Genomic DNA, 16,093 nt, shown 5'->3' with positions numbered 1-16,093 from the left:
TTGTCCATCCTTGCTGAGCTGAGCCAGGATGCGCGGATCGCCAACAATGTCCTGGCCGCAAAGGTCGGACTGGCACCCTCCACCTGCCTGGGCCGGGTCAAGGCCCTCTCCAAGGCGGGAGTGATCACCGGCTACCACGCTGCGATCAATGAGCGGCTGCTCGGCGTTGCCGTCAACGCCATGATCTCCGTCGTGGTCTCCTCCGCTGCCCGGGACCGCCTGCTGTCCTCGGCGCATCAGCTCAAGGAGCTCGCCGAGGTCAAGGAAGTCTTCGTACTCGGCGGGTCGCCGGATTTGCTGGTGCGGGTGTCGACCCGGAGCATCGAAGATTTGCGGACATTCGTGGCCACGCACTTGGGGTCCAACCGCGCGTTCGCTTCCACCCAGACGGTCATCATCTTCGAGCATTTGGCCTAGCACCGGGAAGCCTTCGTCATCTAACGGCATCTCTCATCTGGATCTCATTTATTTCAGCCACAATGAAAAACATGGGAAAGGAAGCTTTGCGCCGTGTCTTTGCGACGATCGCTGTCGTGGCAGTCGTATGCCTGGGCGCGTTCGGAATCAGCCAAGCCTTGGAAGGCCCGGCGGACCAAGACCTCGGTGAAGGGTTCATCTTCGAAGAAGCCACCCCTGCTCCGACCAGCAGCACCCCCAACGGCCCATCCTCCTCGCCTTCCGCCGCGGCGACCGAATCCCCGAAGCCGTCGTCCAGCCCGAGCAGCTCGAAAAAGCCGGAGCCTTCGGAGAAACCCAAGCCGAGCGCTACTCCCAAGCCGAAACCGAAACCTGCTCCGCCACCCCCGCCGAAGAAGACCGTCGTCCCATTGCCTCCATCCGGCAACCAGTACGACGATGATGACGACGATGACGACGACTACGAAGAAGCCGACGACGACGGTGACGATGACTAGCTCACCCGAACGCCGGTGGTCCATCCGGGCCCGGGTGCTGACCGGCATGATGCTGCTCGTGGGCCTGGCCCTGCTGGTGGCGGGCACCGCAAGCTTTGCCGTGCAGCGCCACGAACTGAACGAACGCCTCGACGAGTCGTTGACCCGCACCGTCAAGGAATTCAAGGTCCTCACCGAAACCGGTGTCGACCCGCGGACCATGGAGCGCTTCAAGCACGCTGAGGACCTGCTGTACATCGCCATGCAGCGCACCCTGCCGTCGCCGAAGCAGGGCATGCTCGCACTGGTTGGCAACAAGGTGCGCTGGACCGCACCGGATATCGTCAACACCCGGCTGGAAGATGATCCGGAGTTCCTCGAATGGGCCAGAACCGTCCAGGATGCCAACCATATCCGCCTGGGAACTGTAGACACGGACATCACTACCTATCGCGCAGTGGTCGTTCCGGTCAGCCTTCCTGCCGACCATGAGCACGGCGCCTTCGTGCTGGCCTACGACTACTCGGCCGAGGCCATCGCCAACGACCGCAACTTCATGATCTACGCCGCCGTCGGCGGCTCGGTCATGCTCGTCGCCGCGCTGGCCGCCTGGCTTGTGGTGGGACGGATGCTCGACCCGATTCGCCGCCTGCAAACCACCGCGCAGCAGATTTCCGAGACCGATGTCTCCCAGCGCATCGAGGTTTCCGGAAATGACGAGTTCGCCGAATTGACCGTCACTGTCAACGAGATGCTGGACCGCTTGGAAGGCGCGCTGAGCTCGCAGCGCCAGCTGCTCGATGATGTCGGGCACGAATTGCGCACGCCGGTGACGATCATCAACGGGCATCTGGAACTGATGGACCCCAGCGATCCAGAAGATGTCGCGCAGAGCCGCGATATCGCCATGGACGAGCTCGGGCGCATGTCCTTGCTGATCAACGACCTGGTGACCCTGGCGAAATCCAACCGCATGGACTTCCTCCAGGTTGAGCCGACGGAAGTCGGCAAGCTGCTGGACGACATCCTCGACAAGGCCCGCGGCCTGGGACCGCGCCAGTGGCGCGTCGACTACCGCACCGAAGCCACCGTGTCGCTCGACCCGGTCCGGACCACCCAGGCCATGCTGCAGCTGTGCGCCAATGCGGTGAAGTTCTCGGCCGAGGGCAGCCGCATCGGCTTGGGCAACGAGATTGTCCGCGATGGCCAGGGCAACACCACCCTGCGCTGGTGGGTTTCCGATGCGGGCGTGGGCATCCAGGCCGAAGATCTTGAACGCATTTTCGAGCGCTTTGGACGTGGCCAGAACTCTGTGCGTTCCTCCGGTTCCGGCCTGGGGCTGAACATCGTGCAGGCCATCGCTGAAACCCACGGCGGGCGAGTGTGGGTGAATTCGGAGCATGGCAAGGGATCCACGTTCTACATTGACATGCCGTTGTCGACTGGAAGCAAGGAAGCATGAGCCAGATACTGATTATTGAAGATGAGCCGCGCATCAGTTCGTTCGTTGCCAAGGGGCTGCGTGCCGCGGGACTGACCTCATCCATCGGGGAAACCGGGCATGACGGTTTCAGCCAGGCCATTGAAGGCGACCATGAGCTGATCATCCTCGATCTGGGCCTGCCCGATGAGGACGGATTCTCGGTGCTGCGCCGCCTGCGCGCCGCGCAGATCGATACGCCGGTAATCATCCTGACCGCGCGCGGCAGCGTGGAAGACACGGTCGCCGGCCTGCAGAACGGCGCCGATGACTACATGGCCAAGCCGTTCCACTTCGACGAGCTGCTGGCCCGCGTACGCCTGCGCCTTCGCTCGGAGGACAATGCCCCCGAGGTGTCTTCGCTGACCCACGAGAACCTGCATATGGATTTGCTGCGCCGCCGCGTGACGGTCGATGAACGCGAGGTCGACCTGTCGGCACGCGAGTTCGCGCTGGCCGAAGCGTTCTTGCGCAACCCCGGACAGGTGCTCAGCCGGGAGCAGCTGCTGTCCCGGGTCTGGGGCTATGACTTCGACCCCGGTTCCAACGTGGTGGACGTGTATGTCCGCTACCTGCGCAACAAGCTCGGCACTGAACGCTTTGAGACGGTGCGCGGATTCGGCTACCGTCTAGCCTCGGAACGGTAGCCGAATCCGCTGCCGGTGCTAGCGCAGCGCCGGGTCCGGGACGAAGCTCTGCTGCAGCAACCGGCTCCAGCGGTTGGCCGGCAGCTGCGGGTTCAGCAGCGCAATGCCGATGCAGTACTTGGACATCGACACCTCGCGGATGCCCAGCTCTGCCAGGGCCTGGTCCGAAACGCCGCGGCCGTCGGCTGACTTGGTCTCCACGACAATCAGGTCCGGCCCGTCGACTTTCGCCTCGCCATGGGCGTATTCCAGCTCGACGTCGCAGGTCAGCCGTTCACCATCGATCGGGTTCACGAACGTCGCGCGGCGGTAGGCGCTGTCCAGGACCGGCTGCAATTGGGGTGCCTCCTGCCCGTACTCGCTGCGCAGCACCGATTCGAGGAATTCCCGGTTTTCCTTGGTCAGTTCGCCAGCAGTGTCCAGGTCCTGCTCTACACGGTGCTTCACCGTGGCGCCACGCAGCCCCTTGGTCTTGATCTCGAACATCGACAGCCCGGTGTCCGCATAGGTGCGCGAGCGCACCTTGTAGCGCCGGCGCCGGCCCTGGCGGTGGGCGCGGTACTGGTCGTAGTCCTCGGTGTCGAAATACACCGATTCGTAGCGGAAGGTGCGCCGGCCGTCGATCTGCATGATCTTGAACTGGTCGCCCAAGCGCTCGGATAGCGCGGTGAATTCCTCCGGGGTCAGCAGGAACTTCTTGTCGACGCGGGTCTGCAGCGCGGCTTCGGAGATCACATCTTCGAGGCTGATTGGCTCCCGGCCGATGACGGCTGCCTCCAGAGCCGCCCTGGCTTGGGAGGAGGCGAGGTCCATACGCTTGTCGGCAAGGGCAGTCATCAAGACCACGACCCCTGCTTCGCTCCGTTCTGCGTGGCCGGGGCGGTCTGGCTGTTGGCCAGTTCATAGGTGCCGGAGAAGCTCTCGGAGGCGCTGGCCTTGGACGCAGGCTTGCTGCCGGCGGCGTTGGTGCGGAAGCGGACATCGACGATGGTCAGGTCGCGCACCATGTCCAGCTCGACAACCACGGTTCGCAGCACCTTGGCATCCAGCAGTTCTTCAAGCGCGGCCTGCAGGTCGACCTTCTTCGGGTAGGCGCGTTCCAGGGTCACGGTCTGGCGTTCGGTGCGCGGGGCGAAGCTCGGGTGGTCGGCAAGGAACATCACCAGAACCAGGGCCGCGGTCGCTGCCGGAGCCAGCCATGCAGGTTCCGGGTGCAGGCCGTTGACCAAGCCGATGGCCAGCGAGATGAAGTAGTAGGCCACTTCTTCCTGGGTCAAGGTGTCGGACCGAAGGCGGATGATCGAGAGGATGCCGAAGAGGCCGAGACCCAGCCCCATGCCCGCACCGCTGCCCGAGAGCAGCAAGGTGACGGCGAAGATGCCCATGCTCAAGGCGATGTAGGCCAGCACGAGGTCGCGGCGGAAGTGGCGGCGGAAGTATACGAAGTACACGAGAACCGTAATGCCGATGATGTTGGACGCCAGTCCCATCCAGAATGACAACATTGCTCTCCCTTTCGAAGACGTGAGGTGATGATCTCTTCGAAATGAACTTTAGGTGAACTAGATGAGTCCGGAAGTAGAACAACATGAGAACGCCCTCATGTTTCTTAATGAGTCATGACCTGCCGGTTTGCTGTTTGTTGAAGGTGACGACGAGACCTTCGCAGGGTTGGAAGCCTGCGTTAAATACCGCTCGGCGGCTCTTCTCCTTGCGAGAAGAGCCGCCGAGCGGTGTTGCGAAATTGGCTACTTGCCGGCTTCGATTTCAGCCTTGGCGGTAGCATCCGAGTCGTTCAGGAACTTGCCGATGCGCTCGACTTCCTCGGTCTCCCCGATGGCAGCAGCCGCCCGGCCCAGCGCGTACAGCGAGCGCAGGAAGCCGCGGTTCGGCTCGTGGCTCCAAGGCACCGGGCCCTGTCCGCGCCAGCCGGCCTTGCGCAGCGAGTCCAGGCCGCGGTGGTAGCCCACGCGTGCGAACGCATAGGACTCCACGATGCGGCCTTCGTTATGCGCTTCGTTGGCAAGCAGTGCCCAAGCCAGTGACGAGGCAGGGAATTTTGCCGCCAAGTCCGCGGCTTCGTCCCCGGCTTCGTGGCGTGCCAGCACTTCGGTTTCTTCCGGAAGCAGGGTTTCCGGGATGCCCAGCAGGTTTTCTCCGACCATGGTTACTTCAGCGACTTTCCGGCCGAGCCGAGCTGCTGGGCAGCTTCAACGATGCGGGCAGCCATGGATTCCTCGGCCTTGGCGCCCCAGACGCGTGGGTCATAGGTCTTCTTGTTGCCAACTTCGCCGTCGACCTTCAGCACGCCGTCATAGTTGGCAAGCATGTGGCCAGCTACCGGGCGGGTGAAGGCGTACTGGGTGTCGGTGTCGATGTTCATCTTGATTACGCCGTAGGAGACCGCATCGGCGATTTCCTGTTCCGAGGAGCCCGAGCCGCCGTGGAACACCAGGTCGAATGGGTTGTCCTTGCCGATCTTGGCGCCGACCTGCGCCTGGATGTCCTTCAGGATCTCAGGGCGCAGCTTCACGTTGCCCGGCTTGTACACGCCGTGGACGTTGCCGAAGGTCAGCGCGGTGATGTAGCGGCCCTTCTCGCCGGAGCCCAGGGCCTCAATGGTGGCCAGAGCGTCTTCGACGGTGGTGTAGAGCTTGTCATTAATGGCGTTCTCCACGCCGTCTTCCTCGCCGCCCACGGTGCCGATCTCGACTTCGAGGATCTGCTTGGCGGCATGGGTGCGCGGCAGCAGTTCTGCGGCAATGCGCAGGTTCTCTTCGAGGGTTTCAGCCGAACCGTCCCACATGTGGGAGTTGAAGAATGGATCGCGGCCTGCAGCGACTTCAGCCTCCGAAGCGGCAAGCAGCGGCAACACGAAACCGTCCAGCTTGTCGGCTGGGCAGTGGTCGGTGTGCAGCGCGATGTTCACGCCGTAGTTCTTGGCAACCTGGCGGGCGAAGGCCGCGAAGCCCAGCGAGCCGGCAACCATGTCCTTGATGGACGCACCCGACCAGTATGCGGCGCCGCCGGTGGAGACCTGGATGATGCCGTCGGATTCAGCCTCTGCGAAACCGCGGATTGCGGCGTTCAAAGTCTGCGAGCTGGTCACGTTCACTGCTGGGAAGGCGTAGCCGCCTGCCTTGGCAGCATCGATCATTGCATTGTACTTATCGGGGGTTGCGATAGGCATGCTTCACTCCTGGTGATTAGCGAGGTTACGCGTCTCCATTGACGGCGGTTCGCCATCCATCCTATCGGCTATGGCACTGTCTGAGTCCTAAATCTCAGATCGTGACACGGGGATTTCCGAGGTTTACGGCAAAGCGAACGGCCAACCCAGACGAGAACTAGTCTCATGACGGTTGGCCGTTGGCTTATTGCGTTCTTTATTCGTTTGTTGCGCTCTGGGAACTGCTTCCCGATGGAGCCACCTGCGTGGTGCCCGTTGTGCTTGGAGCTGGCGCCGTGCTCTTGGACGCATTCGGAGTTTCGCTTCCGGTTGACGTCGGCTTCGAGGAATCCGTTTCAGCCTCAGGAGCTGGATTCGTTGGGGAATCCGTAACTGCTTCGTCCTCGGATCCCTCAGTGGGCGCAGGGGCCTTTGTCTCAGGAGCAGTCGTTTCAGGCGCCGTTGGCGAGCTCTCGTCCGGGCTCGTCGAACCCTCTGGGCTCTGCGACTCGCTGGGACTTGTCGACTCGTCCGGGCTCTTGGAGCTATCCGGGCTCTGCGAGCCATCTGGCGACTGCGAACCGCTTGGGGATTCGCTCTCGCTTGGCGACGGGCGCTTCGTTTCCGATGGGGTCGGTTTCGGCCGAGGAATGACTGGAGTATCGTCCTCGGGAACGATCACATCTGGATCCGGGCCGCTTGGAGCGCGATCTGTCGTCTGGGAGCCGTTGCCCTTCGGAGCGGTGCCGGCGTTGACCGTCAGGCGCTGCGAATTAATCATTGCCTGACGCTGTCCAGGAATGGTTGGCAGGTAGTTGCGCGGATCGTGCCAACGGCCATCGATGATGACCTCGAAGTGCACATGGCAACCGGTCGAGTTGCCGGTAGTGCCGGCCAAGGCAATCAGCTCGCCCTGTTCGACCCGCTGCCCCACCTTGGCAATCAACTTTGAATTGTGGCTGTAGCCAGTCTGGACATTGCTGCCGTGATCAATGGTCACACGCATGCCTGAGTGGCCTGCCCATGAGGATACGGTGACCGTTCCAGCCTCGGAAGCGTAAACGGGCGAGCCGCAGGCAATCGGGTAGTCCTGGCCGATGTGGATCTGGTTGCCCGGACCGGTTGGGTTGGCACGCCAGCCGTAGGGGCTGGAAATCTTGCGCGTCTTGACCGGGTGCATCAGCTGCAGGTCGCCAGGCAGCTTGCCCAGTTCACCTACCATGCCGGCGAGCAATGCGGAGGATTCGTTGTCATCGCCGGATGCTTCGGATTCAGCATCAGCGCCATCGATCATGCCCACTGGACGTCCGTCAATTGCCAGTTCCTTGCCGGAACCGCCGAAGGCATTCAGTGGAGCGTCGGCGCTGACATAGACAGGCCCGTTGAACATCGACGGATCAGCGACAGCGTCGATGCCTACGGGGATATTTCCCTGCCTGGTATCTCCGACCTGCGCCATGATTGGGATCGCCAAGGCTCCTGTCAGCCCGAGCGCAGCGACGATAGAAGTCGACCATATAACCAATGGTTTCCTGCGTCGCGGCAAACCCGGCAACAACAAGTCGTGGTTCACTTGATGACGTCGTTTCACGACCGCCCTCTCCCAGATCACATTTTCATAACCAAAATCCAGCGTAGGCCGAAAATGGTAACTAATCCAGATGCTCGACTAAACTCGCCAGTATTAAATTTCCAGTTAACCTACTTTTTGCCCAAACACGTGCCTGCGCACCCATGCGTGCATGGCAATCCCGGCGGCGGAAGCCGCATTGATTGAACGAGTCGACCCGAACTGCTCGATGGACAAGGTGTCCTTGGCCGCGGCATGGACTTCCGGGCTGAGTCCGGGACCTTCTTGCCCGAAGACCAGCACGCAGTTCTTCGGAAGATCGTAGGTTTCCAATGGAACGGAATCCGGGAAGATATCGATGCCCAGAATGGTCAGCCCTTCGCCTTCGGCCCAGGCAACGAACTCCTCCACCGTTGCATGGTGGCGTACATGCTGGTAACGATCTGTGACCATGGCGCCTCGCCGATTCCAGCGGCGGCGGCCGATGATATGGACTTCCTTGGCCAAGAAGGCATTGGCGCTGCGCACCACAGTGCCAATGTTCATATCGTGCTGCCAGTTTTCAATCGCGATATGGAAATCGTGGCGGCGTTCGTCAAGATCAGCAATGATGGCGTCCATCGTCCAGTAGCGGTATTTGTCCGCGACGTTGCGCCGGTCGCCCTCGGCAAGCAGCTGCGGATCGTATCTTCCGTCGGTAGGCAGCTCCCCTTCCCAGGGGCCCACACCGATGACATGCTGCGCACCGGGATCATTCACTGGTTCATGCGTTTCTTCGTTCACAGTATTAAGCCTAGTTCGTTATGTTCGTGCCCTTGTTCACGGTGCATTTGCACGAGCCTGTGTAATCTCTTAATAGAAGGGGATACTTTCAGTGCCGATAGCTCCCACCACATACTTTCCCAGGGAGGATCCACGCCTCGTGACTACTTCAATCCGCGGTACCCGAACTGTCCACGACATCAAATGCTGGCTCACCGACATGGACGGCGTATTGGTGCACGAGAACCAGGCCATCAAGGGCGCCGCCGAGCTTTTGGGCTACTGGCGCGAAAACAACCTGCGCTTCCTGGTGCTGACCAACAACTCCATCTTCACCCCGCGCGATTTGCGCGCCCGCTTGCTGGCCTCGGGCCTGGACGTCCCGGAGGAGAACATCTGGACGTCCGCGATGGCCACCGCCGAGTTCCTGGCTCGCCAGCGTCCAGGTGGCCGCACCTTCGTCATCGGCGAAGCCGGCCTGACCACCGCACTGCACGATGCAGGTTTCATCATGACCGATCAGAATCCTGACTACGTGGTTCTGGGCGAGACCCGCACCTACTCTTTTGAAGCCATCACCAAGGCCATCCGGCTGATCGAAGGCGGGGCGAAGTTCATCGCCACGAATCCGGACGCCACCGGCCCCTCCACCGAGGGCATCATGCCGGCCACCGGCGCCATCGCGGCCCTGATCTCGCGCGCAACCAACCGCGACCCATACGTGGTGGGCAAGCCGAACCCGATGATGTTCCGCTCCGCCTTGAACCGGATCGATGCGCACTCGGAAACCACCGCGATGATCGGCGACCGCATGGACACCGATATCGTTGCGGGCATGGAAGCCGGACTCCTGACGGCATTGGTGTACACCGGCATCACCGCCCGGGAAGACATGGATACCTTCCCGTTCCGCCCGGACCTTCAGTTCCCTTCCGTGGCTAACCTGCATGCGGAACTCGCCAAGGGCGCCGCGGCAGCGGAAACGCCAGCCGCCAAGAAGTAGCCTTCAGCTGACCCATGTAAGGCCGGGCTTTTGCCCGGCCTTACTGCGTTGGCGCACGGTTCCGGACGTATGCTGAGACCGTGAGCGAGCAAGTACCGAACGAGGTTCCGGGTGCGCGGAAGCGCGGGCGCCCCAAGGGCAGCACCACCGGGACAACCAAGGCGGCCATCCTCAGGGCCGCCTCCAAGGAATTTTCCCATGCCGGATACGAGGCAGCCAGCCTCCGTTCGGTAGCGCGCCGAGCCGGGGTGGATCCTGCGCTGGTGCACCACTACTTCAAGGACAAGGACGACCTGTTCGTCCAGACCATGCACATCCCCGTCAATCCAGGGGAAATCATTGCCCAGGCCGCCACAGCGCCGTTGGAGCAGATGGGCGAGGCGCTGGTTCGCGCGTTGCTCACCACCTGGCGCAAGCCTGCCTTCCGCACGGCGGCAACGGCCATGATCCGGGGACTAATTTCCAGCAGCAGCGCGACGAAGATCCTCCGCCCCTTCCTGCAGAAGGAGATCTTCTCGCGATTGGGTTCGCGTTTACCCGAAGATAGCGCCGAACCCCGGGTGGCCCTGGTGGCCAGCCAGATTATCGGGCTCATTGTCGCGCGCTACATCATTGACTTGGAGCCTGTGGCCTCCATGGATGACGAGCAGGTGATCGAGCTGGTAGCTCCCACTATCCAGCGCTACCTCACCGGTGAATTGCCTGCGCTGGACCATTGACATACCGCTGGCGGGGGTCTCAAATTCATTATGTGATGAATAAAAAGGCTTGTGTCGATGTGCAGCGCCTCGTGGTCAGACGCGGAAGGTCCCTGGTCCTGGACCAGGTGGGCTTCCAACTAGCGCCGGGACGGATCATCGGCTTGCTCGGACCCAGCGGCAGCGGCAAGAGCACCCTGCTGCGCAGCATCGTGGGCAACCAGATCATCAGCGGCGGAACTGTCACCGTTCTCGGACAGCCCGCCGGGCACAAATCCCTGCGCCATCGGGTCGGCTACATGACCCAGGCCGCCAGCGTCTATGACGATTTGAGCGTCAAGCAGAACATCGCCTATTTCGCCAAGATCCTCGGGCAGCGGGCGGCCGAAGTGGAGCGGGTCATGGAAACCACGGACCTCACGGATCAGTCCGACCGGCTGGCCATGGATCTATCCGGCGGGCAGCGCAATCGCGTGTCCTTGGCCATCGCATTGCTCGGCTCGCCGGACATTGTCATCCTGGATGAACCCACAGTGGGCTTGGACCCTGTCCTGCGGGCGGATTTGTGGGCGATGTTCTCGCGACTGGCGGCCACCGGCCTTTGCCTTGTCGTCTCCAGCCATGTCATGGACGAAGCCATGCGGTGCGATGAAGTACTGCTGCTGCGCGAGGGGAAACTGCTCGGCCAGATGACCCCGGAAGCGTTGATGGAATCAACCGGTGCGCAGAATCCCGAAGATGCTTTCGTTGCGCTGATCGCGGCAGGCGGCACCGCGCAGCCGCCAAGCCGCAAGGCATCTGTTCCGAAGCATCGGGCCGCGGCGGAAGGGAAGCAGCCATGAAACGCACACTCGCCACCACCGGGCGGGTCTTGGCCCAGGTGCGCCACGACCCGCGGACCATCGCGTTGATGCTCATTGTGCCCAGCCTGCTGATCGGCCTGATCGCCTGGATCTTCACCGACACCCCGGCCTTCAGCCGCATCGGTCCGGCCATGATCGCGTTGTTCCCCTTCGTGGTGATGTTCCTGGTCACCAGCATCGCCACCCTGCGCGAGCGGCGCAGCGGCACCCTCGAGCGCCTGCTGAGCATGCCGCTGGCCAAGGGCGAGTTCATCTTCGGCTATGCGCTGGCCTTTACCCTGGTCGCGATTTTCCAAACCATGATCGCTGTCAGCTTCGCCATCTGGGTTTGCGGCCTGGAAATCGAAGGCAGCTTCTGGCTGCTGTTTGCCGTGGCAGCCCTCGACGCGCTGCTGGGAATCAGCCTCGGGTTGATGGCCAGCGCCTTCGCGCGCACCGAATTCCAAGTAGTCCAGTTCATGCCTGCACTGGTCATCCCGCAGTTCCTGCTGGCCGGCATCATCCTGCCCCGCGACCAGCTGCCCGGAGTGCTGGAAGCCATTGGAGACTGGCTTCCACTGTCCCACGCCATCGACGCCCTCTCAGATGTCGCGGCGGGAACAGTGGATTCCACGACGGCAGGCAGCATGCTGGTCATCGTCGCCTGGATCGCCGTCGCGCTGCTGGTCGGTTCACTGACACTGCGGCGTCGCACCGCATAGCGGCTACGCGATGTCCACCGGGGTATCCATCACGCGGCCTTCGGCCACTTCACGCACTGTCCCGGTGATCTCGAAATCAGCTTGCACTGCAAGATCCTCGCTGCTCGAACCCACCAGCGCCGTGAACGTGCCCGGTTCCACAATGCGTTTTCCAGACAGGCCGGTGAACGAGGTGCGGTCGGCGTGAAGCGTGAAGGTGACCCGCTTCGACTGCCCTGCCTCGAGCGGCACCTTGGCGAAACCGGCAAGCCAGCGGCGCGGACGCACCACCTGCGACACCGCATCAGCCAGGTACAGTTGCACTACTTCGGCACCGGAGCGTGCTCCGGTGTTGGTTACGGTGGCGCTGATCCGGAAGCTTCCGTCGGTGGCAATCGACGTCTGCGACAGCTCAAGGCCGGAGATTTCGAAATTGGTGTAGGAACTGCCGTAGCCGAAGGGGTATAGCGGCCGCGGATCGAGATTCGTGACGCCTTCGGCATGCCAGGCCAGTTTGGAGGCAAGGTAGGTGCCTGGCTGCCCGCCGATATGGTCGGGGATCTGTACCGGCAGTTTGCCCGAGGGGTTGCTCTCGCCGGTCAGCACGCTGACCAGCGCAGGCCCGCCCTCCACGCCCGGCATGAAGCACTGGACGATGGCCGCGGTACGATCCACAAACTGTCCCAGCGCATATGGCCGCCCGGCTACCAGCACCAGCACCGTCGGGGTTCCGGTCGCCAGCACCGCTTCCACCAGATCCCCCTGCCGCCCGGGCAGGCGCAGGTCGACAACGTCGCAGCCCTCTCCCGAGGTGCCACGGCCGAAGAGGCCGGCGAGGTCGCCGACGGTGACCACCGCGACTTCGGCGTTGCGGGCCGCTTCGGCGGCCTGGGCGATGCCCGAATCATCCAGATCGGTGAAGTCCACGCCGCGTGCATACTCGATCTGCGATCCGGCGAGCGCAGGAGCCTGCTGCAAGGCTTCGAGGATCGAGGCCATCGGCACGCCGTAGTCCTGCTGCTCGGCAAAGCGCGAGTAGACGTGGTTGGTGAAGGAGTAGCAACCCAGGTGGGTGCGCGGCTGGGAGGCACTCGGGCCAATGACCGCCAAGCGTGCCGGGTTCTCCAGGGGGAGGATCTGCTCATTGCGCAGCAGGATGATGGATTCCTCGGCCATTGTCCGGGCATGGGCTCGGTTATCCGCCGAGTCCAGTTCCACGTCATCGCCCAGCCAGGCCTTGCGCGGGTTCCAGCCTGGGTCCAGCAGGCCCATCTCGAGCTTCTGGGCCAGCACGCGGCGTACGGCGGTGTCCAGGACTTCCTGCTCCAGCTCTCCGGCGCGGACGGCCTGTGCCAGGTTGGCGAAGGCCGTGGTCTCCGGGAGCTCAACGTCCATGCCGGCCTCCAAGGACAGCCGTCCGGCCGCGTCCTCGTCTGGGGCAACTTCATGCATGCTGTGCAGGAAGCTGACAGACCAGTAGTCGGCCACGACGGTTCCCTTGAAGCCCCAGCGGCCACGCAGCACTTCGGTGAGCAGCCGGTGGCTGCCCGCTGGCGCTTCGCCATCCACGTCCGCATAGGAGTTCATCACTGACTTCACTCCGGCTTCGCGAACTGCGCGTTCAAACGGCGGGAAGACGATGTCCTCCAAGGCGCGCGGGCCCATGGAGACCGGCGCATGGTTGCGTCCGGCTTGCGAGGCCGCGTAGCCGGCGAAGTGCTTCAAGGTGGCGTGCACCCCGGAATCCTGCAAGCCGCGCACATAGGCTACCGCCAGCTCGCCCACAAGGTGGGGGTCTTCGCCCATGGTCTCTTCCACCCGGCCCCAGCGGTAGTCCCGGGCAACGTCCAGGACTGGGGACAGGCCCTGGTGCACGCCCATTTTCCGCATGTCGGCACCGATGCGCCGGGCCATACCTCCAATGAGTTCCGGATTGAAGGTTGCGCCCCAGGCGATGGACGCCGGATAGCAGGTGGCCCCCAGGGTGGTGAAACCGGTCAGGCATTCCTCGTGGGCAATGGCCGGAATACCCAGGCGGTTGGCGGCAATGACCTGCTCTTGCAGTTCAACCAGGCGTTCGCGGCCCTCGGCGGGAGCCAACGGGATGGTGCCGAAGGCGCGGGTGATATGACCCAATCCGTCCTTGATGGCGTCTTCGAGGTCGGGTCCGGCGCCGAAGGTGTTGGCCATCGGCGCCACATTGCCCTCGCCATCCTGGCTTGCTTCCGCAGGGCGGATCCAGAACGAGCCCAGCTGCGCGGCTTTCTCTTCCAGTGTCATTTCATCCATCAGCGCGGCGACGCGTTGCTCGGCAGGAAGTGCGGTGTCATGCCAGGCTTGCTCGACAGTTTTCATGGTTTTTCCTTGTCTTCAAAAGATTTCGATAGCTTGAGGCGCGCTGGATCAGCCCTTGACCGCGCCCTGCAGTCCATTGACGATGCGTTTCTGCATGGCCAGGAAAAAGATCAGTGCCGGGATCATGGCCAGCGCGGTGAAAGCGAAGACGCCGGCGGTATCCGCCGAGTGCTCGCTGGAGTAGTCTGCGACGCCCAGCGGCAAGGTGCGCATCTCCCCCCGCAGCAGCAGCAGCGGAAGCAGGTACGCGTTCCATGACCCGACGAAGGCCAGCACGCCGACGGTGACCATGCCCGGTCCGGACAGCGGCAGCAGGATCTTCCAGAAGAAGCCCATGCGGCTGGCGCCATCGAGCTGGGCCGCTTCTTCCAGCTCCTGCGGTAGCGCCATCAGGAAGGGGCGCAGGATGACCACGGTCATGGGCAGCGCGAAGGCCGCCTGCGGCAGGGCCACACCCCACCAGGTGTTGCCCATGCCCAGGTCTCGGGTGATCAGGATGAACAGCGGAACGATTGCCACGGTGGCGGGGAACAGCAAGCCGAGCACGAAGACCATGAAGATCGGTTCGCGCAGGCGGAAATGGTAGCGGGCCAACGGGTAGGCGGCCATGATCCCGAAAACCACCACGATAACGGTGGTGATCAGCGCAATCATCGTGGAGTTCAGCGCGTACTGCCAGAAGTCCGGGTTTACCAGTACGCCCGTGTAGTTCTCCAGCACCCAGGGAGCGGGAAGGCCTGCCGGGTTCTCAGCCAGCTGGGCATTGGTGCGGAAGCCGCCGAGCACCCCGTAGAGGACTGGGCCCAGGGTTATCGCGACGACCGCCAAGGCAATGGCGTAGACCAGGACGTTTCCACCCTGCCGGCCATTGCGCTTTTTGGCGCGGCGGGCCTGTGCCGGCGTGTGCTGCGGGCGGGTGGTCAAGGTGGCGCTCATGCTTTGGCTCGCTTCCGCTTCGGGCGCTCGACATCCGGTTGCGCATCGCGCTTGAGGATGAACTGCTGGTAGGAGATGGCCAGCACCAGGGCGACGATGAACAAGATGACCGAAGCAGCCGCGGCAATGCCGAAGTTCTGGCGCTTGGTTCCTTCCGAAACCAGAAAGCTGGCCATGGTGGTCGTGGCGTTGGCCGGGCCACCGCCGGTGAGGATCCAGACCATGTCGAAGAGCTGGAGCGATCCGATCATGGACAGGAAGCCCCAGGTGCGCAGGGTGGGCCCCAGCAGCGGGATGGTGATCTTCCGCTGGATCTGCCACCAGGAAGCGCCGTCGATTTCCGCCGCTTCGTAGAGCTCGGACGGCACGCCCTGCAGTCCGGCAAGGAACAGGATCACCGCCAGCCCAAGGTACTTCCAGGTCAGTACGCCGAGCACGGTCCACAAGGCGAGTTCCGGCGTACCCAGCCAGCCCTGGGCCGGCCCTTGGATCCCCAGCTTGGACAAGATGGTGTCGATGACCCCGTACTGCGGCTGCAGGAGCTGGAACCAGACCACCCCGGCAATGACTTCGGAAAGCACGTAGGGCACGAAGATGATGGTGCGAAGCAGGGACTGGATCCTCATCTTCCGGTTCAGCAGCAGTGCGATGCCCAGGCCGATCGGGAGCTGCAGGGCGATGGAGCCGCCGATGATGACCAGGTTATGGACCAGGGCATCGGTGAATACCTCGTTGCCCAGTACCCGGACGTAGTTCTTGAAGCCTACGAAGTCCACCAGCGGGCCGAAGCCCTTCCAGTTGTACACCGAAAAGCGCACCGCCTGGATGATGGGGACCAGCATGAAGACCGCGATCAGCAGCAATGCCGGGCTGACGAAGAACAAGATCTCCAGATTCTTGCGCTTCTGTGCTGGCTTGCGTCCGCGCTTGGAGTCTCTTGGAGCCGGCAGCGCGTTTGCCTTGGAACGCTCCTTGTCGGCAAGATCGGTGCCGCCGCCAGTTGATAAGCTGGCGGCGCAGGTTACTTCTTGGGCCAC

At 62.8% G+C, this 16,093-nt stretch carries 17 protein-coding genes; 8 read left to right on the top strand and 9 right to left on the bottom strand.

Annotation, left to right across the window (positions count from 1 at the left end):
* From BKX98_RS11280 to BKX98_RS11265, 4 genes are all read left to right on the top strand, one after another.
* Entirely contained in the window at positions 1 to 417 is a 417-nt protein-coding gene (locus BKX98_RS11280) for an Lrp/AsnC family transcriptional regulator (RefSeq protein ID WP_233125361.1), read from the top strand.
* A 71-nt stretch (positions 418 to 488) separates the two neighbouring features.
* Positions 489 to 914, top strand: coding sequence for a hypothetical protein (locus BKX98_RS11275; protein WP_073707311.1), 426 nt, complete (start codon positions 489 to 491; stop codon positions 912 to 914).
* Positions 868 to 2,355: a cell wall metabolism sensor histidine kinase WalK gene (locus tag BKX98_RS11270; protein ID WP_233125360.1), complete on the top strand. Its 1,488-nt coding sequence runs from the start codon at positions 868 to 870 to the stop codon at positions 2,353 to 2,355. The genes BKX98_RS11275 and BKX98_RS11270 overlap by 47 nt, the downstream gene beginning before the upstream one ends.
* Positions 2,352 to 3,020: a response regulator transcription factor gene (locus BKX98_RS11265; RefSeq protein ID WP_073707310.1), complete on the top strand. Its 669-nt coding sequence runs from the start codon at positions 2,352 to 2,354 to the stop codon at positions 3,018 to 3,020. The genes BKX98_RS11270 and BKX98_RS11265 overlap by 4 nt, the downstream gene beginning before the upstream one ends.
* Positions 3,021 to 3,038: 18 nt before the next feature.
* Here BKX98_RS11265 and BKX98_RS11260 read toward each other — a convergent pair whose 3' ends face one another.
* The 6 genes from BKX98_RS11260 to BKX98_RS11235 all read right to left on the bottom strand — a co-directional run bounded on the left by BKX98_RS11260 (position 3,039) and on the right by BKX98_RS11235 (position 8,542).
* A complete protein-coding gene (locus tag BKX98_RS11260; protein ID WP_073707309.1) occupies positions 3,039 to 3,857 on the bottom strand; it encodes a polyphosphate polymerase domain-containing protein in 819 nt (272 codons plus the stop codon).
* Positions 3,857 to 4,525: a DUF4956 domain-containing protein gene (locus tag BKX98_RS11255; RefSeq protein WP_073707308.1), complete on the bottom strand. Its 669-nt coding sequence runs from the start codon at positions 4,523 to 4,525 to the stop codon at positions 3,857 to 3,859. Before BKX98_RS11255 ends, BKX98_RS11260 begins: the two co-directional genes overlap by 1 nt.
* Positions 4,526 to 4,768: 243 nt before the next feature.
* Positions 4,769 to 5,185, bottom strand: a complete 417-nt coding sequence (locus BKX98_RS11250; protein ID WP_073707307.1) for a DUF3151 domain-containing protein — start codon at positions 5,183 to 5,185, stop codon at positions 4,769 to 4,771.
* Between the two features lie 2 nt (positions 5,186 to 5,187).
* Entirely contained in the window at positions 5,188 to 6,210 is a 1,023-nt protein-coding gene (fbaA, locus tag BKX98_RS11245) for a class II fructose-bisphosphate aldolase (protein WP_073707306.1), read from the bottom strand.
* 196 nt (positions 6,211 to 6,406) lie between these two features.
* The gene (locus BKX98_RS11240) at positions 6,407 to 7,663 is read right to left on the bottom strand and encodes a M23 family metallopeptidase (protein ID WP_073707305.1); all 1,257 of its coding nucleotides are present in this window, start codon (positions 7,661 to 7,663) and stop codon (positions 6,407 to 6,409) included.
* Between the two features lie 222 nt (positions 7,664 to 7,885).
* Positions 7,886 to 8,542 carry an RNA methyltransferase gene (locus BKX98_RS11235; protein WP_038991996.1) on the bottom strand — a complete coding sequence of 219 codons (657 nt, stop codon included), beginning with the start codon at positions 8,540 to 8,542 and terminating at the stop codon, positions 7,886 to 7,888.
* Between the two features lie 139 nt (positions 8,543 to 8,681).
* On the opposite strand from BKX98_RS11235, the gene BKX98_RS11230 reads away from it, so the two are divergent.
* The 4 genes from BKX98_RS11230 (at position 8,682) to BKX98_RS11215 (ending at position 11,786) form a co-directional block, all read left to right on the top strand.
* Complete coding sequence (locus BKX98_RS11230; protein WP_100339296.1) at positions 8,682 to 9,524, top strand: HAD-IIA family hydrolase; 843 nt, start codon at positions 8,682 to 8,684, stop codon at positions 9,522 to 9,524.
* An 80-nt stretch (positions 9,525 to 9,604) separates the two neighbouring features.
* Positions 9,605 to 10,243, top strand: a complete 639-nt coding sequence (locus BKX98_RS11225) for a TetR family transcriptional regulator (RefSeq protein WP_073707303.1) — start codon at positions 9,605 to 9,607, stop codon at positions 10,241 to 10,243.
* A 35-nt stretch (positions 10,244 to 10,278) separates the two neighbouring features.
* Positions 10,279 to 11,064 (top strand): ABC transporter ATP-binding protein, encoded by a 786-nt coding sequence (locus tag BKX98_RS11220; protein WP_052253849.1) that lies wholly within the window; start codon positions 10,279 to 10,281, stop codon positions 11,062 to 11,064.
* Positions 11,061 to 11,786, top strand: a complete 726-nt coding sequence (locus BKX98_RS11215) for an ABC transporter permease (RefSeq protein WP_073707301.1) — start codon at positions 11,061 to 11,063, stop codon at positions 11,784 to 11,786. The genes BKX98_RS11220 and BKX98_RS11215 overlap by 4 nt, the downstream gene beginning before the upstream one ends.
* A gap of 3 nt (positions 11,787 to 11,789) precedes the next feature.
* On the opposite strand, the gene BKX98_RS11210 is transcribed toward BKX98_RS11215, so the two are convergent.
* From BKX98_RS11210 to BKX98_RS11200, 3 genes are read right to left on the bottom strand one after another with little or no spacing between them, the layout of a single operon-like run.
* Positions 11,790 to 14,120 (bottom strand): glycoside hydrolase family 3 N-terminal domain-containing protein, encoded by a 2,331-nt coding sequence (locus tag BKX98_RS11210; protein ID WP_073707300.1) that lies wholly within the window; start codon positions 14,118 to 14,120, stop codon positions 11,790 to 11,792.
* 48 nt (positions 14,121 to 14,168) lie between these two features.
* Positions 14,169 to 15,056 carry a carbohydrate ABC transporter permease gene (locus BKX98_RS11205; protein ID WP_073707299.1) on the bottom strand — a complete coding sequence of 296 codons (888 nt, stop codon included), beginning with the start codon at positions 15,054 to 15,056 and terminating at the stop codon, positions 14,169 to 14,171.
* Positions 15,053 to 16,093 carry a carbohydrate ABC transporter permease gene (locus BKX98_RS11200; protein WP_083586860.1) on the bottom strand — a complete coding sequence of 347 codons (1,041 nt, stop codon included), beginning with the start codon at positions 16,091 to 16,093 and terminating at the stop codon, positions 15,053 to 15,055. The genes BKX98_RS11205 and BKX98_RS11200 overlap by 4 nt, the downstream gene beginning before the upstream one ends.

Origin of the sequence: Glutamicibacter sp. 0426 (assembly GCF_001906485.1) — a bacterium.
Taxonomy (GTDB): Bacteria; Actinomycetota; Actinomycetes; order Actinomycetales; family Micrococcaceae; genus Glutamicibacter; species Glutamicibacter nicotianae.
Note: the sequence above shows the minus strand (reverse complement) of the source record. Positions and strands in the feature narration are given on the sequence as shown.

Bases quoted from the DNA above. Each gene is read 5' to 3' on its own strand.
- BKX98_RS11275 (WP_073707311.1), top strand. From the start codon at position 489: ATGGGAAAGGAAGCTTTGCGCCGTGTCTTTGCGACGATCGCTGTCGTG.
- BKX98_RS11270 (WP_233125360.1), top strand. From the start codon at position 868: ATGACGACGACTACGAAGAAGCCGACGACGACGGTGACGATGACTAGC.
- BKX98_RS11265 (WP_073707310.1), top strand. From the start codon at position 2,352: ATGAGCCAGATACTGATTATTGAAGATGAGCCGCGCATCAGTTCGTTC.
- BKX98_RS11260 (WP_073707309.1), bottom strand. From the start codon at position 3,857: ATGACTGCCCTTGCCGACAAGCGTATGGACCTCGCCTCCTCCCAAGCC.
- BKX98_RS11255 (WP_073707308.1), bottom strand. From the start codon at position 4,525: ATGTTGTCATTCTGGATGGGACTGGCGTCCAACATCATCGGCATTACG.
- BKX98_RS11250 (WP_073707307.1), bottom strand. From the start codon at position 5,185: ATGGTCGGAGAAAACCTGCTGGGCATCCCGGAAACCCTGCTTCCGGAA.
- fbaA (WP_073707306.1), bottom strand. From the start codon at position 6,210: ATGCCTATCGCAACCCCCGATAAGTACAATGCAATGATCGATGCTGCC.
- BKX98_RS11220 (WP_052253849.1), top strand. From the start codon at position 10,279: ATGAATAAAAAGGCTTGTGTCGATGTGCAGCGCCTCGTGGTCAGACGC.
- BKX98_RS11215 (WP_073707301.1), top strand. From the start codon at position 11,061: ATGAAACGCACACTCGCCACCACCGGGCGGGTCTTGGCCCAGGTGCGC.
- BKX98_RS11210 (WP_073707300.1), bottom strand. From the start codon at position 14,120: ATGAAAACTGTCGAGCAAGCCTGGCATGACACCGCACTTCCTGCCGAG.
- BKX98_RS11205 (WP_073707299.1), bottom strand. From the start codon at position 15,056: ATGAGCGCCACCTTGACCACCCGCCCGCAGCACACGCCGGCACAGGCC.